The organism is Amycolatopsis nigrescens CSC17Ta-90 (genome assembly GCF_000384315.1).
Lineage (GTDB): Bacteria > Actinomycetota > Actinomycetes > Mycobacteriales > Pseudonocardiaceae > Amycolatopsis > Amycolatopsis nigrescens.
The window spans coordinates 1,906,869-1,926,622 of sequence record NZ_ARVW01000001.1; the positions used below are offsets into that span (position 1 = coordinate 1,906,869).

Annotated in this window: 17 protein-coding genes; 11 read left to right on the plus strand and 6 right to left on the minus strand. The window is 69.6% G+C overall.

What is annotated here, in order from left to right; genetic code table 11:
- Positions 1 to 31: 31 nt before the first annotated feature.
- The 5 genes from AMYNI_RS0108610 to AMYNI_RS44100 form a co-directional block, all read right to left on the minus strand.
- A complete protein-coding gene (locus tag AMYNI_RS0108610) occupies positions 32 to 2,053 on the minus strand; it encodes a multicopper oxidase family protein (protein WP_020667597.1) in 2,022 nt (673 codons plus the stop codon).
- Between the two features lie 4 nt (positions 2,054 to 2,057).
- Positions 2,058 to 2,270: an MbtH family protein gene (locus AMYNI_RS0108615; RefSeq protein ID WP_020667598.1), complete on the minus strand. Its 213-nt coding sequence runs from the start codon at positions 2,268 to 2,270 to the stop codon at positions 2,058 to 2,060.
- Between the two features lie 135 nt (positions 2,271 to 2,405).
- Positions 2,406 to 3,470 carry a FecCD family ABC transporter permease gene (locus tag AMYNI_RS0108620; protein WP_020667599.1) on the minus strand — a complete coding sequence of 355 codons (1,065 nt, stop codon included), beginning with the start codon at positions 3,468 to 3,470 and terminating at the stop codon, positions 2,406 to 2,408.
- Positions 3,467 to 4,519 (minus strand): FecCD family ABC transporter permease, encoded by a 1,053-nt coding sequence (locus AMYNI_RS0108625; RefSeq protein ID WP_020667600.1) that lies wholly within the window; start codon positions 4,517 to 4,519, stop codon positions 3,467 to 3,469. Before AMYNI_RS0108625 ends, AMYNI_RS0108620 begins: the two co-directional genes overlap by 4 nt.
- A 25-nt stretch (positions 4,520 to 4,544) precedes the next feature.
- Positions 4,545 to 5,372: a siderophore-interacting protein gene (locus AMYNI_RS44100; RefSeq protein WP_063713760.1), complete on the minus strand. Its 828-nt coding sequence runs from the start codon at positions 5,370 to 5,372 to the stop codon at positions 4,545 to 4,547.
- 207 nt (positions 5,373 to 5,579) lie between these two features.
- Here AMYNI_RS44100 and AMYNI_RS0108635 point away from each other — a divergent pair, with 207 nt between their 5' ends.
- The 7 genes from AMYNI_RS0108635 to AMYNI_RS48920 all read left to right on the plus strand — a co-directional run bounded on the left by AMYNI_RS0108635 (position 5,580) and on the right by AMYNI_RS48920 (position 11,907).
- On the plus strand, positions 5,580 to 6,353 hold the full coding sequence (locus tag AMYNI_RS0108635; protein ID WP_020667602.1) for a 2,3-dihydro-2,3-dihydroxybenzoate dehydrogenase: 774 nt from the start codon (positions 5,580 to 5,582) through the stop codon (positions 6,351 to 6,353).
- Positions 6,354 to 6,393: 40 nt separating this feature from the next.
- Positions 6,394 to 7,584: an isochorismate synthase gene (locus AMYNI_RS0108640; protein WP_020667603.1), complete on the plus strand. Its 1,191-nt coding sequence runs from the start codon at positions 6,394 to 6,396 to the stop codon at positions 7,582 to 7,584.
- Entirely contained in the window at positions 7,581 to 9,197 is a 1,617-nt protein-coding gene (locus AMYNI_RS0108645; protein WP_020667604.1) for a (2,3-dihydroxybenzoyl)adenylate synthase, read from the plus strand. The genes AMYNI_RS0108640 and AMYNI_RS0108645 overlap by 4 nt, the downstream gene beginning before the upstream one ends.
- Before the next feature lie 18 nt (positions 9,198 to 9,215).
- Positions 9,216 to 9,863, plus strand: coding sequence for an isochorismatase family protein (locus AMYNI_RS0108650; RefSeq protein ID WP_020667605.1), 648 nt, complete (start codon positions 9,216 to 9,218; stop codon positions 9,861 to 9,863).
- A complete protein-coding gene (locus tag AMYNI_RS49755) occupies positions 9,860 to 10,105 on the plus strand; it encodes a phosphopantetheine-binding protein (protein WP_020667606.1) in 246 nt (81 codons plus the stop codon). The genes AMYNI_RS0108650 and AMYNI_RS49755 overlap by 4 nt, the downstream gene beginning before the upstream one ends.
- Before the next feature lie 106 nt (positions 10,106 to 10,211).
- A complete protein-coding gene (locus AMYNI_RS48005) occupies positions 10,212 to 11,471 on the plus strand; it encodes an HNH endonuclease signature motif containing protein (protein ID WP_425387938.1) in 1,260 nt (419 codons plus the stop codon).
- Positions 11,472 to 11,670: 199 nt separating this feature from the next.
- Positions 11,671 to 11,907, plus strand: coding sequence for a hypothetical protein (locus tag AMYNI_RS48920; protein ID WP_020667608.1), 237 nt, complete (start codon positions 11,671 to 11,673; stop codon positions 11,905 to 11,907).
- 535 nt (positions 11,908 to 12,442) lie between these two features.
- Here AMYNI_RS48920 and AMYNI_RS48925 read toward each other — a convergent pair.
- Positions 12,443 to 12,685 (minus strand): hypothetical protein, encoded by a 243-nt coding sequence (locus AMYNI_RS48925; protein WP_157357303.1) that lies wholly within the window; start codon positions 12,683 to 12,685, stop codon positions 12,443 to 12,445.
- A 22-nt stretch (positions 12,686 to 12,707) separates the two neighbouring features.
- Between AMYNI_RS48925 and AMYNI_RS44105 the strand changes: the two genes are divergently transcribed.
- From AMYNI_RS44105 to narJ, 4 genes are all read left to right on the plus strand, one after another.
- Positions 12,708 to 13,238 (plus strand): MarR family winged helix-turn-helix transcriptional regulator, encoded by a 531-nt coding sequence (locus tag AMYNI_RS44105; RefSeq protein ID WP_020667609.1) that lies wholly within the window; start codon positions 12,708 to 12,710, stop codon positions 13,236 to 13,238.
- Positions 13,239 to 13,824: 586 nt separating this feature from the next.
- Positions 13,825 to 17,514, plus strand: a complete 3,690-nt coding sequence (locus tag AMYNI_RS0108675) for a nitrate reductase subunit alpha (protein ID WP_020667610.1) — start codon at positions 13,825 to 13,827, stop codon at positions 17,512 to 17,514.
- Entirely contained in the window at positions 17,514 to 19,091 is a 1,578-nt protein-coding gene (gene narH, locus AMYNI_RS0108680) for a nitrate reductase subunit beta (protein ID WP_020667611.1), read from the plus strand. The genes AMYNI_RS0108675 and narH overlap by 1 nt, the downstream gene beginning before the upstream one ends.
- Positions 19,088 to 19,732 (plus strand): nitrate reductase molybdenum cofactor assembly chaperone, encoded by a 645-nt coding sequence (narJ, locus tag AMYNI_RS0108685; protein WP_020667612.1) that lies wholly within the window; start codon positions 19,088 to 19,090, stop codon positions 19,730 to 19,732. Before narH ends, narJ begins: the two co-directional genes overlap by 4 nt.
- Positions 19,733 to 19,754 lie beyond the last annotated feature (22 nt).

A 19,754-nucleotide genomic window follows, 5' to 3' on the forward strand; every position in this document is an offset into this window, starting at 1 on the left:
TCGGTGATCAGTGGCGGGCTGGCGAACGGACTCAGTGCCCCATGCCGTGCCCGCCGGGTCGGTGCGGGTCCATCTGCAGCACTTCGGCCGGCATCACCACGAAGGGCCGCATCATCGCCATGTCCTCGTGTTCGTAGTTGTGGCAGTGGTAGACGTACCGGCCGCTCACTCCGGTGAAACGCGGCGCCACGGTGATCTTCTCGCCGGGCGAGAGCGACACGACGTCCTTCCAGCCCTGCTCACCCGGCTTGACCACGCCCGGCCCCTTGCGCTTGATCGGGGTCACCGTGCCGCCGCCGAACCGCACCCCGTCCGGCAGCCGGAAGTAGCGGAAACCGGTGACGTCCCATGCTTCCCGGCTCAGTACCTGGAAGGCGGTGGCATGCAGGTGCATCGGGTGCGGGAACGCGCCCGCGGCCGGTTCGAGGCTGAGGAAGGACCAGCGTTCCCAGCTGTCCCGCGCCACGTAGTAGTTGACCGCCTCGGTGGGCAGGGTGGCGATCCGCCGGTAGGTGGTCACCGTGCCGTCGTCCCCGGCGATCTGCACGATGCCGTCCACCGGCAGCGGGCCCGGCGGCGGCTCGGTCTGCTCCATCTCCCACATCTGCGCGTCCGGCGGGGCGACCGGGGTGACCATCACCAGCCGCTCGGGCGCCGCCGCCAGGTCCTTCTCGGTCACCTTGGTGAACGAAGTGGAAACCTTGGCGGGCAACCGGAATCCGTCGGAGACCGGACCGCCGCCGACCCGGAACTCCAGCACGTACGGAACCGGCGGCGTGGCGTACTGGTTGGTCACCCTGATCTTCTTGCCGCGCAGGGCTTTGAAGTCCACCAGCAGGTCCACCCGCTCGGCCGGGAGCACCACCAGATCGGTGTCCACCGGAACCGGCGCGGGCAGCAGCCCGGCGTCCGCGCCGATCTGCTGGATCGTGCCCGGCGGGATCCGGTTGCCGGCCTCGTCCACGAACCGCAGGCTGTACGGCCGCATGTTCGAGGCGTTCAGCAGCCGGAACCGGTACCAGCGCGGCTCCACCTCGAAGTACGGCCAGATGACGCCGTTGACCACCGAGTACGGGCCGGTGAACGGGCGGACCAGCCGGACCCCCTCCGGCTCGGTGACGATCGTCTTGTAGAGCAGTCCCCCGTTGAGCCTGCCCTTGTCATCGGCGTCCAGGTTCTGATCGGACAGCACCAGCGGCACCTCGTAGCGGCCCGACGGCAGCCCGAGCGCCTCTTCCTCGTCGTCCCGGATCAGGTACATGCCGGCGGTCAGCCCGGTCAGCACGTTCAGATGCGTGATGTGCATCGCGTGGTCGTGGTACCAGAGGGTGGCCGCCGCCTGGTCGTTGGCGTACTCGGAAAGCTGGGAGTCCCCCGGCAGCACTGCGTTCTCCGGCCAGCCGTCCTGCCCACCGCCGGTCAGCGCGCCGTGCAGGTGCACCGCTACCCAGGGCGGCAGGGCGGCCACGTCCTCCCGCGGCACCCCGCCCTCACGACCGGGACGATCCCATTGGTAGGGCTTGCTCCCGCTGACGAACGGCAGTTCGACCACCGGCAGCGGGTACTCGCCGGTGAGCTCGTTGGTCCAGGTGACCCGCAACCGCTGGCCCCGTCGCACCTCGATGGTCGGCCCCGGGTAGCGGCCGTCGTAGGCCCAGACCCTGGTGTGCGGCAGCTGGGAGTGCAGCCGGACCCAGGACGTGCGCATCCGGACCGTGCCGTAGGAGATCCCGTCCCGTTCGCGCAGCGGGAGCACCGGCGGGATGGGCAACGGATCGCGGAAGGGTTCCAGCTCGGTGACCGTCGGCGCGCTGTCGCCGTCAGGCCGCACAGGTGCGGGGTCCACCGGGGTCGCCGCCTGCTGCACACCGCCGTGCGCATGCCCACCCTGCCCCGCCGCACCAGCACTCGCCGAGCCCGCCGGGTTGTTGGTCACCACCCCGTAGCCGAGCAGGGCCAGCGAACCGAGGCCGACCGCGCCACCGAAGAGCTCACGGCGGTTCAGGCCACGTCGGGGAACGAACTCCTCCTGGCCTCCCGTTTCTGCGGCCATCTGCTCAGGACTCTTCCATCGCCGCGATCAGGCTCTTCGGCCGCATGTCGGTCCAGTGCGTCTCGACGTAGTCCAGGCAGTCCTGCCTGGACGCCTCGCCGTGCACCCGGGTCCAGCCCGCCGGTATGTCTATAAAGGACGGCCAGAGGGAATGCTGGCCCTCGTCGTTGACCAGCACCAGAAAGGGCTTGCTCTCGTCCTCGAAGGGATTGGTCATGACCGCCTCCACGTCGCATAGGCCGCCAGGAAACGGCGTGCGCCCCCATGGCAATAACTCGCAAGTTAGGTAAGGGTAACCTAATTACTTGCAGACCGGTAGGGCTTTTCGGTGCAACCAAAGCCACACTCGCCACTAAACCCGGCCGGCGCGATGCTCCCTCGCCATCAGCCAGGCCAGATAGGCGCCGCCGATCACCAGCGTGGTCGCGCCGACCGGCAGCTGACTGGGCGCGAAAGCGTGCTGTGCCACCAGATCCGCGGTGGCCAGCAGCAGCGCGCCCATCAGTGCGGTACTGAGCAGCGCCGAACCCGCCGTTCTGCTGAGCCGCCGGGCAAGTTGCGGGGCGGCGAGCGCGATGAAATGGATCGGCCCGGAATACGCGACGGCGAACGCGGTCAGCGTCACCGCGAGCAGCAGCAACATGATCTGCGTCCGCTGCACCGGAACCCCCAGCGCGCCAACCAGATCGTCGCCCATCTCCAGCAGGCCGAGCCGCCTGCTCAACGGCAGCAGCAGGAGCACCGCGCCGAGCACCCCGCCGAGCACCGGCCTCGCCTGTTCCCAGCCGAGACCGTTCAAACTGCCAACCAGCCAGGTCATCGCCCCCTGCGCCGCGGTCAGGTCGGACCGGGTGAGCAGATAGGACCGGACCGAGGCGAGCATCGCGCTGACCCCGATGCCCACCAGCACCAGCCGCAGGCCGTGCACCCCGCGCTGGAAGGCCAGCACGTAAACCAGCACCGCGGCCACCATGCCGCCCGCCATCGCGCCGAGCGGGGCCGAAACCACGGCACCACCGAGCGCCAGGGTGACCAGCAGCGCACCGGTTGCCGCGCCGTCGTTGAAGCCGACGATGTCCGGGCTGCCCAGCGGATTCCGGGACAGCCGCTGGAAGATCGCCCCGGCGAGCGCGAGTGCCGCGCCGATGGTGATCGCCAGCAGCGCCCTCGGCAGCCGCACCCCGGTCACGAAGAACAGGTCCAGCCGGGTGCCTTCGCCGGCCAGCGCCAGCAGCACCCGCGGCACCGGGATCGGGTAGTCGCCGAGCATCAGGCTCAGCACGAACACCACCGCGATCGCCAGCGCCAGTCCGGTGCAGGCCAGCACGGAACGCCGGTGCACGCGCAGCGAAACGACTTCCCCCCACAGCCGTAGCGGCCTGCCGAAAACGTCTCGCCGCATTTCGTCGGTCTTCACAGCCGCACCGTCTTCCGACGCCGCACCAGCATGATGAACAGCGGCCCGCCGACGAACGCCGTCACCACCCCGACCTCCAGCTCGTCCGGCCTGGCGACCAGCCGCCCGATGATGTCGGCGGCCACCAGCAGTACCGGGGCCAGCACCATCGAGTAGACGAGCAACCACCGCTGGTCGCTGCCGGCGAACAGCCGCACCGCGTGCGGCACCACCAGCCCGACGAAACCGATCGGCCCGGCGATCGCGGTCGCGGTGCCGCAGAGCAGCACCACGGCCGCCCCGCACAGCACCCTGGTCAGCCCGATCCGCGCGCCCACCGCTTCGCCGAGCTCGTCGCCGAGCGCGAGCGCGTTCAACGGACGCGCCAGCCCCGCGGTGAGCAGCACACCGGCCAGCAGGAACGGCGCCAGTTGGACCACAATGGACAGTTCGCGGCCGGCAAGCGAGCCGATCTGCCACAGCCGGACGACCTCGAGGGTGGCCGCGTCCCGCACCAGCACGGTGGAGGTGAACCCGCCGAGCACCGCGGCCACCGCGGTACCGGCCAGCGCCAGCCGGACCGGGCTGTCCGAGCCGGTGCCCCGGAAGCCGAGCAGGTAGACCACCACCGACGCGATGGCCGCGCCGGCGAAGGAGAACCACACGTAGGAAAGCGGGGACGCCGCGCCGAGGAAGCCGATCGCGAACACCACCGCGCAGGCGGAACCCGCGTTCACCCCGAGGATTCCGGGGTCGGCGAGCGGGTTCCTGGTCAGCGCCTGCATCAGGGCGCCGGCCAGTCCCAGCGCCATGCCCGCGGCCAGGCCGACCAGCGTGCGCGGCAGCCGCAGATCCAGGATCACCTTGCTGTCGTAGTCCGCGCCGCCGGAGAACACCGCGTGCCAGACCGCGGACAACGGGATGTTCTCCACCCCGACGGCGATGCTGAGCAATGAGATGAACCCGAGCAGCGCCACCGCGAACACCAGCCCGGCCAGCCGAAAGGCCGTCCGTCGCCGGCGGGTTGCGGCCGGCGGCGCGGGCGCCGGCGGGGAAACGGTCGCCGTCACGCCGCCCGAACACCGCCCGCTCCGGTCATGATGACAGCTCACCGGCCTTCCAATATCCGGAGAAGTACAGGGATTCCTTGTCCAGGCTTCGTTCGGTGACGAGGTGGCGGCGCAACTGCCGAACCCCGCCTGCTTCGCCGGCGATCCAGGCGTACGGGGTCCCGTCGGGGAACTCGGCCTCGCGCACGGCGTCGAGCAGACTGCCGGGCCTCGCTGCGCCGGCCCGGCAGGCCCAGGTGAACCGAACGTCCGCCGCGGTGGCGAAAACCTGGATCTCGGACGGCTCGGCAACCTCGGCGAACACCAGAGCCCGCTGCCCGGCCGCGAGCGACTCCACGATCGCGCCGATCGCGGGCAGCGCGGTTTCGTCCCCGGCGATCAGCGACCAGGCGTGCTCCGGCGACGGGCGGTACTCGTACCCGACGATCGGGTCGTGCCGCCGGTCCGGTGCGACAATCGCCAGCCGGTCCCCCGGCCGCGCGGCACCGGCCCAGCGGGATGCCGGGCCGGTGTCACCATGCAGCACGAAATCCACGTCGAGCTCGCCGTCGGACGGCCGGAAGCCGCGCACGGTGTAGGTGCGCATCGGCGGCCGGACCTCGTCCGGCAGCTCCTGGTACGCCTGGTACCACGCACTTCCGCTGGGCACCACGGGCTCGTCCTGGCCGGGCAGCGGGAACAGCATCTTGATCCGCTGGTCCAGACCTCCGCTGGTGATCGTGGCCAGCTCCGGCCCGCCCACCGTGATCCGCCGCATCCGCGGGGTCACCTGCGCCGTGCGGAGCACATGCACTCGGCACACCCGATAAGGACGCACCACGTCCAGTGCCGGTACCAGCGCTGGGCTGCTCATCTCCCGAACCAATCCCCTCAGAATCTTGCGGGCAAGGCCGCCGATGCCGCGCCACCTCACTACGAAGATGCTTCACTTCAGCACAAACAGTAAGCTTAGGCAAGCATCACCTAAGTGGCGGCTCTCGTCACACGTCTGCTTGCTTTGCAATCCTAACTACTTAGGCTAGCCTCACCTAAACGTGGACGGAATCTGGTGGGGCGATCGATGAAGAATCCTTGCGGCGACGGTCCGGAACTGGGTGGCAGGGTCGCCCTGGTCACCGGTGCGGCCCAGGGCATCGGCGCGGCCGTGGCGACGGCACTGGCCGCGGCGGGCGCGCGGGTCGCGGCGATCGATCTCCAGGCTCCCGGGAATCTCGACCCCGGGGTGCGCGGCTACCGGGCGGACGTCGCCGATGCCGTTGCGGTGGAACGGATCGTGGCCCGCGCCGAGGACGAGCTCGGCCCGATCGACGTGCTGGTGAACGTGGCCGGGATCCTGCGCGAAGCCGACGTCGCCGAGCTGACCGACGCCGACTGGCGCGCGACCTTCGCGGTCAACGCGGACGGGGTCTTCCACTTCTCCAGGGCGGTCGCGCAGCGGATGATCCCGCGACAGCGCGGAACCGTGGTGACGGTCGGCTCGAATGCCGCCGGGGTCCCGAGAATGGGCATGTCCGCCTACGCCGCCTCGAAGGCCGCGGCCGCCATGTTCACCCGCTGTCTCGGGTTGGAGCTGGCAGGCCACGGCATCCGGTGCAACGTGGTCTCCCCCGGTTCCACCGACACCCCGATGCAGCGCGCGCTGTGGGCCGAGCAGGACGAGGGGCGCAGGGTGATCGAGGGTTCGCCGGAGTCCTTCCGGGTCGGCATCCCACTCGGCAGGCTCGCCGCACCGGAGGACATCGCGGACGCCGTGCTCTTCCTCGTCTCCGACCGGGCGCGGCACATCACCATGCAGGACATCTACGTCGACGGCGGCGCGACCCTGCGCGCCTGAGCAGCGAAATTCTGGACAGCACAAGGGAAAAGGGGAACCCATGGTGGAACGTTCGGGACAGGCCGGGCGAACCGCGGCGACCGGCCTGGCACGACCGCCGGTGGACCTCATCGGCGACTACCGGCCGGGGGACTTCTTCCTCGCCTCCCGGAACGGAATGCTGCTCGCCACGGGCTCCGAGGACGCCGGAGCTTCCGGGGAAACGGCGGCCGATCCGGCCGGCCGGATCAGGGCGATGCTGGCCGCGGCCAAACCGGGTTCCCTCGTGGTCGGCGCCATCCCGTTCGACGCGAACCGCCCCGCCTGCCTGACCGTGCCGAGGGTGATCCACCGCGGCCCGCCGCCGCGGGCGGCCCGCAGCTCGGCCCGGCATCCCGGCCCGGTTTCGGTGCACGCCGAGCCGGCGCCGGAGGTCTACACCGCGGGGGTGCGGACCGCGCTCGCCAGGATGTCCGGCACCGAGCTGGAAAAGGTGGTGCTGGCCCGCTCGCTCGCGGTCAACGCCGGCGCACCGGTGGAGGTCGCCGCCGTGCTGCGGGCGCTCGCCGGCCCGGACCCGTTCGGCTACACCTTCGCCGTCGGCCTCGGGGACAGCACGCTCGTCGGCGCCAGTCCCGAGCTGCTGGTTTCCCGGCGCGGCAACGGGGTCTTCGCCAACCCGCTCGCGGGTACGCGGCCCCGTCACGCCGATCCGGTGCGGGACGGCAGGCACGCGACCAGCCTGCTCGGCTCGGCCAAGGACCGGCTGGAGCACGGGATCGTGGTGGAGGCGATCGCGGACGGGCTGCGGCCCTTCGTGCGCAAGCTGACCGTGTCGGCGCCGGAGCTGCTGCCGACCAGCGCGCTGTGGCATCTGTCCACCCGGATCTCCGGCGAGCTGGTCGACGACGAGGTCTCCTCCGCCGATCTCGCCCTCGCACTGCATCCCACACCCGCGGTCTGCGGCACGCCGCCGTCGGTGGCCAGGGACACCATCACCGAGATCGAGACCTTCGACCGCGGTTTCTACACCGGGCTGGTGGGCTGGTGCGACGACACCGGCGACGGCGAGTGGGTGGTGGCCATCCGCTGCGGTGCGGTGCACGACGACACGGTCCGGCTGTTCGCCGGCGCCGGGATCGTGCCCGGTTCCCGGCCGGAGGAGGAACTGGCCGAAACCTCGGCGAAGTTCCGCACGCTGATGTCCGCGCTGGGCTATCCGGACGAAGATCTCGGCCGGAGCACGAAATGACCGCTTTCACGCCGTGGCCCGCCGAGTTCGCGGAACACTACCGCGCCTCGGGTTACTGGCTCGGACAGAACTTTCCACAGTGGATCGCCGAACTGACCGCGCGGCACGGCGACCGGATCGCGGTCTGCGACGAGCGCCACCGCTGGACCTACGCCGACCTGGACCGTCGATCCGGCAAGCTGGCCGCGGGCCTGCGCGCGACGGGCATCGGCGACGGCGACCGGGTCGTGGTCCAGCTGCCCAACGTCGCGGAGTTCGTCGAACTGGTCTTCGCCTTGTTCAAGATCGGTGCGCTGCCGGTCTTCGCGCTGCCCGCGCACCGGCACCAGGAGATCAGCTACTTCTGCCGGTTCACCGGCGCCGCCGCGTATGTCATCGCCGACCGGCACGGCGGGTTCGACTACCGCGCGCTGGCAAGGACGGTCCGGGCGGAAGTGCCCGGCCTTCGGCACGTGGTGGTGCTGGGCGAAGCGGCGGAGTTCAGCGCGTGGGCGGATATTCCCGCCGACGGCGAGGCCAAGACCGAGCGGACCGCCGGCGAGCCCGCCTTCCTGCAGTTGTCCGGCGGCAGTACCGGCCTGCCGAAGCTCATCCCGCGCACCGCCGACGACTACCTCTACAGCGTCCGGGAAAGCGCGCGGATCTGCCGGCTCGGCCCGGACACCCGGTATCTGGTCACCCTGCCCGCCGCGCACAACTTCGCGCTCAGCTCACCCGGCATCCTGGGCGTGCTGCACGCCGGCGGGCGGATCGTGATGTCCCCCGCGCCCAGCCCCGACGTCGCCTTCCCGCTGATCGAAGCCGAACGCGTGACGATGACCGGGGTGGTTCCCCCGGTGGCGCTGACCTGGATGGCGTCCTCGGCCCGGCAGCGGCACGACCTCTCCAGCCTCCGGCTGCTCCAGGTCGGCGGTGCGAAGTTCGCCGCCGAGGCCGCCCGGCGGGTGCGCGGCGAACTCGGCTGCGAGCTCCAGCAGGTGTTCGGCATGGCCGAGGGGCTGGTGAACTACACCAGGCGCGACGATCCGGAAGACGTCGTGCACAGCTCCCAGGGCAGCCCGATCTCACCGGCCGACGAGATCCGCGTGGTCGGCGAAGACGGGACCGAGGTGGCGCCCGGCGAGCAGGGCGAACTGCTCACCCGTGGCCCCTACACCATCCGCGGCTACTACCGCGCCGCCGAGCACAACGCCACCGCGTTCACCGAGGACGGCTTCTACCGGACCGGGGATGTGGTGCGACGGCTCCCGTCCGGGCATCTCGTGGTCGAGGGCAGGGCGAAGGACCAGATCAACCGCGGTGGCGAGAAGGTCGCCCCCGAGGAGGTGGAGAACCACCTGCTGGCCCACCCCGGCGTGCACGACGCCGCCGTGGTCTCGATGCCGGACCGCTTCCTCGGCGAACGGACCTGCGCCTTCGTCATCCCCGTCGGCGAACCGGCACCGACCGGCACCGAGCTGCGCGCCTTCCTGCGGCAGCGGGGCCTTGCCCTGTTCAAGGTGCCCGACCGGGTGGAGATCGTGCCCGCCTTCCCGCACACCGGGGTCGGCAAGGTGAGCCGGCGGGAGCTCCGGCGAAACCTCAGCAACTACCTGTCCCAGCGAACCACCTGAACGCACCAGGAGCCGACCATGGGCCTGCCACAGATCGCGCCTTACGCGATGCCGACCGAGTCGCAGCTGCCGGACAACCGGGTGTCGTGGCAATGCGATCCCGATCGCGCGGTGCTGCTCATCCACGACATGCAGAACCATTTCCTCCGCGCCTTTCCCCCGCACGGCTCCCCGATGACCGAGCTGGTCACCAACATCGGCCTGCTCCGAGCGGCCGCGGCGAAACTGGGCATCCCCACCGTCTACTCCGCACAGCCCGGCGGCCAGACCCCGGAGCAACGCGGGCTGCAGCTGGACATGTGGGGCGGCGGGATCGGCGACGACCCAGCGGACGCCGAAATCATCGGCGAGTTGTCCCCCACCGATGGCGATATTCGGCTGACGAAATGGCGGTACAACGCCTTCCACCGCACCGATCTCGGCGACATCCTGCGCCGGCACCAGCGCGACCAGCTCATCGTCACCGGGGTCTACGCGCACATCGGCTGCCTGCTCACCGCGGCCGACGCGTTCATGCAGGACCTGCAACCGTTCTTCGTCGCGGACGCGGTCGGCGACTTCTCCCGCCGCCACCACGAGATGGCGCTGGACTACGCCGCGTCGCGCTGCGCCATGACCGTCCCGGCCCGCCTGCTGGCCGAACAACTCGAAGGAGCCCAGGTATGACCGAGCGGACCGAGCTGCTCCGGACCCAGATCGCCGAACTGCTCGAAACGAGCCCGACCGAGATCGGCGACCTCGACCAGCTCCTCGACCACGGACTCGACTCGATCAGGGTGATGCAGCTGATGGAAACCTGGGCGGCGGAGGGCATCACCGTCTCGTTCGCCGAACTGGCCGAGAACCCCACCATCTCCGCCTGGGCCACCCTCCTGGAAACCGCCGCTCCGACTGACAACTCCGCGTGACCTTTCGCCGCCTTCCCTGAATTCCTCACCCTATCGATAATCCGCCATTTTGGCCATTTCGAGTATTATGGAGATTATCCACGGGAAACGTTTCAGGGGGTTGGTCATGTTACGACGATTAGGTCCGGAACCGGGAGACGAGCTGTTGTCGCCGCCCCAGTTCTTCGGGTTTTCCAACCAGACGATCGGCCGTCCCGACGATGCCGCTTCGGTGGATGCCGTGGTGTCTGCGCGCCGGTTGCGGTGTCGGCTCGACGCGGCCGAAGTCCGTGCGATAGCTCGACTTTCCGCCATTCGAGGCGGGGCGCGGTCGGTGGTGGATGAACTGGCGCCCGAGCTGCGGTTGTCCCGCGAGGCGACCGCGACCCGAGTGGCGTTGTCGACCACGCTGGTAACCCGGATGCCCTGCCTGCTGGCGGCAATGGACGCGGGCGAGCTGGATATCGGCAAGGCCCGTCAGGCCTTCGACGGTATTGCCGTTCTGCCTGATTCCTTGGCGCGCGAAGCCGACCGGCTTCTGGCCGAGCGGATCGGCCAGAAGAGCCCGTCGAATTGGCGTAAAGCGATTACTCACGTAGTGGCGGGACTGGATCCCGATGGCCAGAAGTCTCGCGCCGCTGCCCGCCGCCAGGACCGCAAACTGGAGCTGATCCACGAGCCGGACTCGATGGCCTCATTATGGGCCTACCTTCCCGCCGAGATCGCCACCGCCGTCTACGCCCGAGTGGATACCCTGGCCCGCAAACTCCACAGCCGGGATGAACCACGCACAATGGACCAGCTTCGCGCCGATATGTTCACCGAACTGCTGCTCGGCCAGCACGGCGGTATCGATGGTGTCGCCGCGCAGGTCTTCATCCACATCCCCCTCGACACCGCCCTCGGCCTCCGCGAAGACGGCTGCGAACTGGTGGGCCACGGCCCCATCCCCGGTGAGGTCGGCCGCCACCTCATGAACCACCCCGACTCGATCTGGCGCAAAGTCCTGACCGACCCGGTCACGGGCACGGTTCGTGATGTGGGCCGGACTCGCTATCGCCCACCCGCCGACCTCGCCGAACTGGTCCAAGTCCGCGACCGCACCTGCCGAGCCCCCGGCTGCAACCGCCCAGCACAGCGCTGCGACACCGACCACTGCACCGCCTGGTCTCAGGATGGCGACACCTGCGAACACAACCTCTGCTGCCTCTGCCGCTACCACCACCGCCTGAAAGACCAACCCGGCTGGACCTTCGACTTCAACCCCACCACCGCCGACCTCACCGTCACCACCCCCACCGGCCGCACCTACACCACCCGCCCCGCACCCCTCGTCGAACCAGCGGCGCCGTCGTCGAAAACCGACGACGAGCCCCCACCCTTCTAGACGCCCGAGTGTGGAACTCGCCCACGCCCAACGTTCGACTCGCCCAGCGCGAACGCAGAACTCCGCGAGTCCCACCTTCCAGCAACGCGAGTCCCACGTACGCCTCCCGCGAGTTCCACGTTCCGGCGGTGCGAGTCCTGCGTTCGAGCCGTCGTCGAAGAACGGCGACGGGAGACTACGGGGTGTCTGGGGGGACGGCGTGCAGGCGGCGTGCGCGGGGTGGTTCGTCTTCGAGGGGCTGGACCATGCGGATGAGGTCGGCGCGGGCCCTGGCAACCCGGGATACGAACCCGGCTGGATCTTCGACTTCAACCCCACCACCGCCGACCTCACCGTGACGACTCCGACCGGCCGCACCTACACCACCCGCCCCGCACCCCTCGTCGAACCAGCGGCGCCGTCGTCGAAAACCGACGACGAGCCCCCACCCTTCTAGACGCCCGAGTGTGGAACTCGCCGACCCCCAACGTTCGACTCGCCCAGCGCGAACGCAGAACTCCGCGAGTTCCACGTTCCGCCAGCGTGAGTTCCACGTTCGAGACGGCGACAGCCAGCTAACCGTCTACTTTGTACTGAACCTGCGTCTGTTACGCCCCATAAGACCTGAAACCGACTTCTGTCGCGCCGTTCACTCGTTGTGCGGACACCGGCCGGCGGCGTGGAGTCCTACAGTGAGATCGGCAGGGCCTACGGTGGGAAGGCGGAAAATGAGCGTCGAGGCACAGTTGTACGCACAGGCCCTGGTGTGGGGGCAAGGCGACAATCGCATCGCGGTTCTTGTCATGGAAGGCGAAACTCCTGACACTTCCGGGCTGACGGTGTCGCGTGAGGACGTTCTGCTGACGGTGGCGCTCGCGCGCGGGATGAAGCTGGTCACCGACGTCGACCGGTTGCGGCTGTCCCGGCCGGGAGGGTGGCGGATCAGCCTCGGTGCCGCCGGGATGACCGTCGGCTGGCCGCATTCCTCTCCTCTACTGCGCGACGCAGCGATCGAGCTGCCCGGCGTATGGCGCTGGGCGGCGCGGCGCCGGCAGGCCGCCGTGCTGCTCGCCGGGTCCGGTCTCGGACTCGGTTCCGGCGTCCGCGCGAACGGGACGGGCCCGTCCGACCTGCTCCGCCGACGGGCGAAGAGCGGCGCGCTGGCCGGTGGAGCGGTCGCTTTCACCGAGCACGGCGCCGGACCGGCGCTGTCCTACAGTTGGGGGCAAGGTCATCCGGTGAGCAGCGAGGTAGGCGATGGGCGGGTCCACCGCGGACGAAGACGCGACGATGCTGGCGGTCGCGAAGGTGATGGTCGCCTTCTCCGTGCAGGCCACCGCGGCCGTGGAGGGCCGGGTCTCCCCGGCACAGCTGCGCACCCTGACCGTGCTGGACGAACTCGGTGACGCGAACCTCGGCGAGCTCGCCGACCGCCTCGGCATCGTGGCGTCGGCGACCAGCAGGCTGTGCGAACGACTGGTCGACGCCGGCCTGGTGACCCGCGGCCCATCGCCGCGCAGCCGGCGGGAGGTCCTGCTGCGCATCACCGCGAACGGCCGTGCCGTGCTCGCCGAGGTGAACGCGCTGCGGCTGGAACGCCTGCGCGCGACGCTCGACCGGCTGCCGGCGGCACGGCGGGGCACGGTCGTGCGCGCGTTGCGCTCGTTCGCCGACGCCGCGGATGCGGTGGTGTGGGGCGAGAACGAGGCCGACAACGACGTCGCAGCCGTCGCGGACGGCACCTGGGGAACGCCACCGCCCACCGCGCGGCGACCACGCCTGCGGTAGCCCGGCGCCGCTTGCCGCAACACGCACTGTTGCCGTATGGTCACTGTTGCCACTCGGCAAACGTTGAGCCCGGTGTCCGGCACGACCGCGCGACATACGCGCCGCCTCGTGCCGACCGCGGCATTTCTTCCTTTTCTCATGCAGCCTTTTCACAGGCTTGAGACCATTCTTCCGACCATATACTTTTAACGAATTATCAACAGTACTGGATATGTCCTTTTCGCTCCGGCTGACCATTTCCACAAAGACATCCAGCGCTCACCTGAGCGCCGGAAATGACACCCGGAACGGATCTGGCTGACACTTGCGGTTCTGTTTAAATCTGTTGTGCCACAACATGTCCGCAGGTCATCGACCATCGCAACCTCCCCGAATCGACATTCTCCTTACCTTTCTTTACTCGTCCTTTTTGGAGTTACCCGGATCGGGTGATGCGCAAAACAGTTGAGCAGACGCGGCAGCGCGGTACGCGATTCGGCGCTAGCATCGACTTGTTCCCGAAATCCGCAGGATGGCGCTTTTCCTCGCGGGTCATGACTGTGCTCACCGTCGAATGGATGGAGGCCGTGCGAACGTGGCTGGTGGAATGAAGGAGCGAGCGGACGACGCACGGGAGACGGTGGACGCGCTCGCCTCCGACACCCTGCTCCGCCTCGGCCGGTACCTGACCCGGTGGGAGAACTCGGCCGACCTGCGCGCGGTCTACCGGACCGGTGGCCGCGACGGCGACACCTTCTACCGGGACCGGTGGAGCCACGACAAGGTGGTGCCGTCCACGCACGGGGTGAACTGCACCGGCTCCTGCCGGTGGAAGGTCTACGTCTCGGACGGGATCATCACCTGGGAGAGCCAGGATCCGGACTACCCCTCGGTGGGGCCGGACAAACCGGAGTACGAGCCGCGCGGCTGCCCGCGCGGGGCGTCGTTCTCCTGGTACTCCTACTCCCCGACCAGGGTGAAGTTCCCCTACGCTCGTGGCGTTCTGGTCGAGATGTACCGGGAAGCGATGCGCCGCCACGGCGATCCCGTGCCGGCCTGGGCGTCCATTATGGACGATCCGATGAAGCGGCGCTGCTACCAGAAGGCGCGCGGCAAGGGCGGGCTGGTCCGGGTCTCCTGGGACGAGGCCGCCGAGATGGCGGCCGCGGCGCATGTGCACGCCATCGCGCGGTACGGGCCGGACCGGGTGGCCGGGTTCTCCCCGATCCCGGCGATGTCGATGGTGTCCCACGCGATCGGTTCCCGGTTCATGGCGTTGATCGGGGCACCGATGCTGTCCTTCTACGACTGGTACGCCGATCTGCCGGTCGCCTCACCGCAGGTGTTCGGCGACCAGACCGACGTGCCGGAGTCCGCGGACTGGTGGGACGCGGCCTACCTGATGATGTGGGGTTCCAACGTCCCGGTCACCCGCACTCCGGACGCGCACTGGATGGTCGAGGCGCGCTACCGGGGACAGAAGGTCGTGGTGGTTTCCCCGGACTACGCGGACAACACCAAGTTCGCCGACGAGTGGCTGGCACCGCATCCCGGCACCGACGCCGCGTTGGCCATGGCGATGGGGCATGTGGTGCTCAAGGAGTTCTTCGTCGAGCGGGAAACCCCGTACTTCACCGACTACGTGCGGAAGTTCACCGATCTGCCGTTCCTGGTGACGCTGACCGAGCACGACGGTGCCTTGGTGCCGGGCAAGTTCCTCACCGAGGCCGACCTCGGCGGCGCCGGCGCGTCGCCGGAGTGGAAAACCGTGCTGATCGACGACAGCACCGGGGAACCGGTGGTGCCCGGCGGGTCGGTGGGTTTCCGCTGGAACGAACGGGATCACGGCCGGTGGAACCTCGAACTCGGCGACGTGGTGCCCCGGCTGAGCATGCTCGCCGACTCCGCGCACGAAGGCGTCGAGGTGCTGCTTCCGCGGTTCGACGAGACCGAGGGCGGCGTGCTGCGCCGCGGCGTGCCCGCGGCCAGGGTGGCCGGGCGGCTGGTGACCACGGTGTTCGACCTGCTGCTGGCCCAGTACGGCGTGCACCGCGGTGACCTGCCCGGTTCCTGGCCCTCGGGCTATGACGATCCCAGCGAGCCGTGCACGCCGGCCTGGCAGGAACATCTCACGTCGGTCCCGGCCGGGCGGGTGGCCAGGATCGCGCGCAAGTTCGCCAACACGGCCGAGGCGTCCCGTGGCCGGTGCATGATCCTGATGGGCGCGGGCACCAACCACTGGTTCCACTCCGACACCATCTACCGCTCCTTTCTCGCGCTGCTCACGATGACCGGCTGCCAGGGCCGCAACGGCGGCGGCTGGGCGCACTACGTCGGGCAGGAGAAGGTCCGGCCGCTGACCGGGCACGCCACCCTGGCCGCCGCGACGGACTGGGTCCGGCCCGCCCGCCAGATGATCGGCACCGCCTACTGGTACCTGCACACCGGCCAGTGGCGCTACGACGCGATGCGCAACGACACCCTGCTCTCCCCGCTCGCGAAGGGCACCCTGGCCGGCACCACCGCGGCCGACACCCTGGCCACTTCGGCCCGGCTGGGCTGGATGCCGTCCTTCCCCACCTTCGACCGCAACCCGCTGGAGCTGGTGGACGAGGCGGAAGCCGTCGGCGTCGAGCCGGGGCACTACGTGGTGGACCAGTTGCGGGAGGGTCGCCTCGGGTTCGCCGCCGAGGACCCCGACGCCCCGGAGAACTGGCCGAGGGTGCTCACCGTGTGGCGGTCCAACCTGCTGGGCTCTTCGGCGAAGGGGCACGAGTACTTCCTTCGCCACCTGCTGGGCACCGACGCGAACCTGCGCGCGGACGAGGCCCCCGCCGCACTCCGACCGTCGAGCCTGCGCTGGCGCGAGCAGGCCCCGGAGGGCAAGCTCGACCTGCTGCTGGCCCTGGACTACCGGATGACCAGCACCACCCTGTTCGCCGACCTGGTGCTGCCGGCCGCGACCTGGTACGAGAAGCACGACCTGTCCTCGACCGACATGCACCCGTTCGTGCATTCCTTCAACGCCGCGGTCGATCCGCCGTGGCAGACCAGAACCGACTTCGACGCCTTCCACACCATCGCGCGGAAGTTCAGCGAACTCGCGGAAGAGCACCTCGGCGTCCGCCAGGACCTGGTCGCCACCCCGATGGTGCACGACACCCCCGGCGAGACCGCCCAGCCCGGCGGTGTCGCCCGCGACTGGCGCACCGGTGACGTCGAGCCGATTCCCGGCGTGACCATGCCCCAGCTGACCGTCGTCGAGCGCGACTATCCCGCGGTGGCCGCGAAACTGGCCACCCTCGGCCCATTGCTGGACAAGCTCGGCACCACCAGCAAGGGCATCACCTACGACGTGAGCGACGAAATCGACTGGCTGCGCGCGAAGAACGGCGCCGCGGTGTCCGGGCCGGCCAGGGGACGGCCGCGGATCGACACGGACATCCGGGCCGCGGACGCGATACTCGCGCTGTCCGGCACCACCAACGGGCGGCTGGCCACCCAGGGGTTCCGCACGCTGGGCGAACGGGTCGGCCAGGAGCTGGCGCACCTTTCCGCTGAGCACGAAGGAAAACGGATCTCCTTCGCGGACACCCGCACCCAGCCCGCCGCCGTGATCACCAGCCCGGAATGGTCCGGCAGCGAGAGCGGCGGCCGGCGCTACTCAGCGTTCGTGATCAACGTCGAGCACCGCAAGCCGTGGCACACCCTGACCGGGCGCCAGCAGTTCTTCCTCGACCACGACTGGATGCACGAGCTCGGCGAGGCGCTGCCGGTGTACCGGCCGCCGCTGGACATGCACCAGCTCTTCGGCGAGCCGCGGATCGGCCCGGCCGGGGCCGAGGTGACCGTGCGGTACCTGACCCCGCACAGCAAGTGGTCCATCCACTCCACCTACCAGGACAACCTGATCATGCTCACGCTTTCCCGCGGCGGGCAGGCGATCTGGATGAGCCCGGCGGACGCCGACGCGATCGGTGTCCGCGACAACGACTGGATCGAGGCGGTGAACCGCAACGGGGTGGTGGTAGCCCGCGCGATCGTCTCGCACCGGATGCCCACCGGCACGGTTTTCCTTTACCACGCACAGGATCGGGCGGTGAACGTGCCGCGCAGCGAGGCCACCGGCAAACGGGGCGGCACGCACAACTCGTTGACAAGGCTGCTGATGAAACCCACCCACCTGATCGGTGGCTACGCGCAGCTGACCTTCGGCTTCAACTATCTCGGCCCGACCGGCAACCAGCGCGACGAGGTCACCGTGATCCGCCGCCGCGACCAGGAGGTGACCTACTGATGCGGGTCTTGGCGCAGCTGGCCATGGTGATGAACCTGGACAAGTGCATCGGCTGCCACACCTGTTCGGTGACCTGCAAACAGGCCTGGACCAACCGCGCTGGCACCGAGTACGCCTGGTTCAACAACGTGGAGACCAGGCCGGGCCAGGGCTACCCTCGCCGGTACGAGGACCAGGACCGGTGGAAGGGCGGCTGGGAGCGCACCAGGGGCGGCCGGCTGCGGCTGCGCGCGGGCGGGCGGCTGAAGCGGCTGGCGTCGATCTTCGCCAACCCCGATCTGCCCGAAATCGGCGACTACTACGAGCCGTGGACCTACGACTACGCCACCCTGATCGAGGCCCCGCTCGGGGACGACGTGCCCACCGCGGCACCGCGCTCGGCGATCACCGGCAAGCCGACGCAGCCGGAGTGGGGGCCGAACTGGGACGACGACCTCGGCGGCTCCCCCGAGCACGGCGCCAGCGACCCGCTCGTCGAACGCCTCCGCGACCAGCACGGCGTCAGGATCAAGTTCGAGTTCGAGCAGAGCTTCATGTTCTACCTGCCGCGGATCTGCGAGCACTGCCTCAATCCCTCGTGCGTGGCCAGTTGTCCTTCCGGTGCGATGTACAAGCGCGAGGAGGACGGGATCGTGCTGGTCGACCAGGACCAGTGCCGCGGCTGGCGGATGTGCGTCACCGGCTGTCCGTACAAGAAGGTCTACTTCAACCACAAGACCGGCAAGGCCGAGAAGTGCACGTTCTGCTACCCGCGGGTGGAAGCCGGGCAGCCGACCGTCTGCTCGGAGACCTGCGTCGGGCGGCTGCGCTACATCGGCGTGGTGCTCTACGACGCCGACCGGGTCACCGCGGCAGCGTCGGTCGCCAAGGAGCACGACCTCTACCCCGCCCAGCTCGACATCATGCTGGACCCGCACGACCCCGCCGTGGTCAAGGCCGCCGAACGGGCCGGTATCCCGCACGATTGGATCACCGCGGCGCAGCGTTCCCCGGTCTACGCGCTCATCCACGACTACCGGCTCGCGCTGCCGCTGCATCCGGAATACCGCACCATGCCGATGGTCTGGTACATCCCGCCGTTGTCCCCCGTGGTCGACGCGGTCAGCGGCAGCGGCTACGACGGCGAAGACAGCCACAACCTGTTCGGCGCGATCGACTCGCTGCGCATTCCCATCGAGTACCTCGCCGAGCTGTTCACCGCCGGGGACACCGGGCCGGTCCGCACCTCGCTGCGCCGGCTCGCCGCCATGCGCTCCTACATGCGCTCGGTCAACCTCGGCCAGGAACCGAGCGCCCGCACGGCGCGCTCGGTCGGCCTCACCGGTGAAGAGATCTTCGGCATGTACCGGCTGCTCGCACTGGCCAAGTACGAGGAGCGCTACGTCATCCCGACCGCCGGCATCGGGCAGGCGCACGACCTCGAGGGCATCGCCACCCAGTGCAGCCTCGACGTGGACGGCGGACCGGGCATGGGCGCGCCCGCACCGGCGAACGGCCAGGTGGACCTGTTCAGCTGGACCGCCGAGACCCGCCCGGACGCGTTGTTCCCGACGCTCGGCAAGGGAGAGGGCCGATGACACCGAGCCTCGCCAAGGCGGGTACCGACACGCGGACCAGGGCGGTGCTGCGCCAGATCGCCGGCTGGTGCCTGCAGTACCCGGACCACTCGGTACTGGCCAAACTCGGTCTGCTGCAAGCGGCTTTGCACGAACTCGGCCCCGCCGCGCCAGGTCACGCCGAGCTGACCCGCACCCTGCGCTACCTCCGCGACGGCGAACCCGGTCCGCTGGCCGAGCGGTACGTCGAGGTGTTCGACCGCCGACCACGCCGCACCCTGCACCTGAGCTGGTTCCTCGACGGGGACACCCGGCGCCGCGGCGGTTCGCTGGCCGGGCTGCGGTCCTTCTACCGCGAGCACGGGTTCGCGCCGGCGGAGAACGAGCTGCCCGACTACCTGCCGGTGGTACTCGAGTTCGCGGCCGCCGCCGGCCCGGCCGCCGCCGACGCGGTGCTGGTGCGCTTCCAGGCCGGGCTGGACCTGTTGCACCGCAACCTCGACGGCACCCCGTACCAGGACGCCGTCGCGGCCGTGCTCGCCACCATGCCACCGTCCACACCGGACACCGAGCGGCTCGCCGCGGCCATCCTGGGCAACGGCCCGCCCACCGAACTCGTCGGACTCGACCCGTTCCCTACCGGCGCCGGAGGCAGGCCATGAGCACCGACGACGCACTCTTTAC